Here is a 3,689-nt window from a genome sequence, read left to right on the forward strand (position 1 = left end):
ATATACCCAAAAATGTTTTAATTTATTCTATTGTAACTAAAATTTTTGTTATTTTTACTTTAAATAAATTTAATAAAAAAGCAGGATATTAATTATCAATACCCTGCTGTTAATTTATTTATTGTATTTTTTCGATTTATATCTCAATTGAGTGTCCAAAATTTTCTTTCTTACTCTCAAATGGTTCGGTGTAATTTCTATCAATTCATCCTCTTCTACAAACTCCATCATTTCTTCAAGACTCATAATTTTTGGTGGAGATAATTTTAAAGCCTCATCTGCAGCAGAAGATCTGATATTTGTTTGAGCTTTCTTTTTGCAAATATTTACTTCAATGTCTAATCCCTTTGCATTTGAACCTACAACCATTCCTTCGTATACCTCATCTTGTGGCTTTACAAACAAGATTCCCCTCTCTTGTGCTGCGTTTAGTCCATATGCAGTTGCAACTCCAGTGTCGTATGAAATCAATGAACCCAATTGACGTTTAGGAATTTCTCCTTTAAATGGCTCATATCCCTTCAATTCTGTATTGATTACGCCATTTCCCTTTGTATCGCTCAAAAATTCTTGACGATATCCTATTAATCCTCTTGATGGTATTTCAAAAGTAAGTCTCGTGTAACCACTTGAAGTATTTGAAATATCTTGTAGTTCGCCTTTTCTTGTTCCTAATTTTTCAATTACTGTCCCTACAAAACTTTCTTCTATATCTATCGTGACTATTTCTATCGGCTCTAGGATTTTCCCATTTTCATCTTTTTGGAACAAAACTTCTGGCTTGGAAACTTGAAATTCGTATCCTTCACGTCTCATATTTTCTATCAAAACGGATAAATGAAGTTCTCCTCTTCCGCTGACTCTAAAAGTATCAGTAGAATCTGTATCCTCAACTTTAAGACTTACATCTGTTTCCAATTCCTTGTACAATCTTGCACGAACTTGTCTACTCGTTACAAATTTTCCATCACGACCTGCAAATGGAGAATTGTTTACTGAAAAATTCATAGCTAATGTTGGATTGGAAATACTTACAAATTCTATAGGCTCAGTGTCTTCTTCATTAGCCAATGTGTCTCCTATTTCAATGCCTTCAACACCTGTCAACGCAACTATTGAACCAAATTTAGATTCTTCAACCTCGACTCTATTAAGTCCGTCAAACTCGTAAATTTTAGTAACTTTTATTCTCTTACGTTTTTCAGGATTGTTGTAGTTCACAATTAAGCAACTGTCATTTACCTTAACTTTACCTTGTTCAATTTTACCTATTCCGATTCTACCAACGTAATCGTTGAAATCTGTAGTTGAAATCAACAACTTAAATGGTGCATCTTCTTCTCCCTCAGGAGCAGGAATGTATTCTATGATTTTATCCAATAATGCAGTCATATCATTAGGTCTCTTGTTGATATCATCTGTTGCAAATCCTTCTCTGGCAGAAGCAAAAACAAATGGTGAATCCAAATAAGATTCATCTGCATTTAATTGGATGAATAAGTCTAAAATTTCATCTACAACTTCTTCAACTCTTGCTTCTTTTCTATCAATTTTGTTGATGCAGATAATTGTAGGTAAATTCAATTCAAAAGCTTTTTTCAATACAAATTTTGTCTGTGGCATCGGTCCTTCAAACGCATCTACAACTAATACAACGCCATTTGTCATTTTCAATACACGTTCAACTTCTCCTCCAAAATCCGCATGACCTGGAGTATCTATAATATTAATTTTATGATTTTTGTAGTTAATTGCAGTATTTTTAGATAAAATAGTAATTCCTCTTTCGCGTTCAATGTCGTTACTATCCATTACACGCTCTTGAACTTCTTGGTTTTCTCTGAAAATACCACTGGTTTTCAACAAACCATCAACCAAAGTAGTCTTACCGTGGTCAACGTGTGCAATTATCGCTACATTTCTAATATCTTCTCTTTTCAAAAATTTCACTTCCCTCTAATTTGTGACAATTCATTATATCACAAATCACAAAAAATAAAAGAAAAATTTCTGTAAAAACAAAAATTTTCCATAAAATAAAAAAGCTACTAGTTAACACTCTTAATTAGATTTAACTAATAGCTTTGCTTCTACACTATTGTCTTTAATTTTCAATTCATCGCAAAGTTTGCTGACAATAAATAATCCTCTACCTCTGACGTAAATATCATTGTTAAAATAACTATTTGAACAGTAATTAATTCCTGTCCCCTCATCCTTCACGCAAATTCTTATGTATTCATCTGTAAGCTCTATTTTGAAAGTTATTTTTTTATTGACATCGTATTGGTTGCCATGCTCAAGTCCATTAAAAATCAATTCATTTACGATTAATTTTATGTCATAAAAAAGCATCTCATCGGAAATAACTTTTTGCAAAAATCCGAGCATAGTTTGGATATTTTTCGTAGCGATTTTTTTGTCACTGCAAAACTGCCTTTTAAACATATACATAATATCACCCACAAATATTATACCCATTTTATTAGACTTGTTAACATTTTTGTTAAAAAAAATCAAAATAACAATTTTTTTCAAAAACGTTTAAAAAATTTCTCATTGGGTATATATAATTTATACCTGAAAACAGGTTATTATCTTAAAGGGGGAAATTAAATTATGAAAAAATATGTATGTGACGTATGTGGATATATCTACGATCCAGCTGAAGGAGACCCAGATGCAGGAGTACAACCACAAACAGCATTTGAAGATTTAGCTGAAGATTGGGTTTGCCCAATTTGTGGTGCTGGAAAAGAAGATTTTTCGGAAGTAGAATAATATTCATCAAATGCACAGTTGCAGAAATTTATCGGCGTTTTGTTGTTAAATTAATGTAATTGTGCAGCATTCTATTTTTATTAAACATATGGCAATAATAGATAACAGATGACATATTTCGTTATTGCCACGAATTAAAATTAGCATTAAAAGACCCCAAAATTTTGTTTTGGGGTTATTTTTTAATCTTCCATTCCGTTTCCGTATTTCAATATCAACTCTAACTGTTCCATAATTGATGTTTTATTTTGCTTTGATGTGGAGCTGTATTCATATATAAGATTGTCGTCGTTTATTTGTAATTCTTTTTTTATAATATTCAAATTCTTTTTTATCATTGTTTTTCCTATTTTATCTAGTTTTGTGGCAATTACAAATCCACAAAATCCGCTTTCTAAAACCCAATTATACATTTGTTTGTCTTGTAGCGTTGGTTTGTGCCTGATGTCAACAATCAAGAAAACTTCGTACAAGTTTTTCCTGTTATTCAAATATGTTTCGATGACCTTTGCCCATTTTTTCTTTTCTGATTTTGATGTCTGTGCGTATCCGTATCCCGGCAAATCTACCAAACGAAATTCTCCATTTGCAATGTAGAAATTAACAGTTCTTGTTTTCCCAGGTTTAGATGATGTTCTCGCCAAGTTTTTTCTATCCAAAATAGAATTAATAAATGAGGATTTTCCAACATTACTTCTTCCACAAAAAGCAATTTCTGGAAGAGATTCATCCGGATATTGTTCTTTTAAGAATGCAATTTTTTCCAAGTCAGAATATTTTATTTTCATATTCACCTCCACGATAATTTATTTGTTCTAATACTTAAAATTATAACAAAACAAATTAAATTTTTCATTAATCATAACCACCAGCTTAGCTGGTGGTTTGCTCTGCCCCTATAAGGGGCT

The 3,689-nt window shown here is 31.5% G+C and carries 4 protein-coding genes; 1 reads left to right on the forward strand and 3 read right to left on the reverse strand.

Features of this window, described 5'->3' with window-relative positions; all coding sequences use genetic code 11:
- Nucleotides 1–114 precede the first annotated feature (114 nt).
- Together typA and Q0X02_RS07775 are read right to left on the reverse strand one after the other, a co-directional pair.
- Entirely contained in the window at nucleotides 115–1,941 is a 1,827-nt protein-coding gene (gene typA / locus Q0X02_RS07770) for a translational GTPase TypA (protein WP_297814005.1), read from the reverse strand.
- A 120-nt stretch (nucleotides 1,942–2,061) separates the two neighbouring features.
- On the reverse strand, nucleotides 2,062–2,454 hold the full coding sequence (locus Q0X02_RS07775; RefSeq protein WP_297814008.1) for an ATP-binding protein: 393 nt from the start codon (nucleotides 2,452–2,454) through the stop codon (nucleotides 2,062–2,064).
- A 165-nt stretch (nucleotides 2,455–2,619) separates the two neighbouring features.
- On the opposite strand from Q0X02_RS07775, the gene rd reads away from it, so the two are divergent.
- Entirely contained in the window at nucleotides 2,620–2,781 is a 162-nt protein-coding gene (rd, locus tag Q0X02_RS07780) for a rubredoxin (protein ID WP_297814010.1), read from the forward strand.
- A gap of 182 nt (nucleotides 2,782–2,963) precedes the next feature.
- Here rd and yihA read toward each other — a convergent pair whose 3' ends face one another.
- The gene (gene yihA / locus Q0X02_RS07785; protein WP_297814013.1) at nucleotides 2,964–3,569 is read right to left on the reverse strand and encodes a ribosome biogenesis GTP-binding protein YihA/YsxC; all 606 of its coding nucleotides are present in this window, start codon (nucleotides 3,567–3,569) and stop codon (nucleotides 2,964–2,966) included.
- Nucleotides 3,570–3,689: the final 120 nt, after the last annotated feature.

Source organism: uncultured Finegoldia sp. (genome assembly GCF_947252345.1).
Classification (GTDB): Bacteria; Bacillota; Clostridia; order Tissierellales; family Peptoniphilaceae; genus Finegoldia.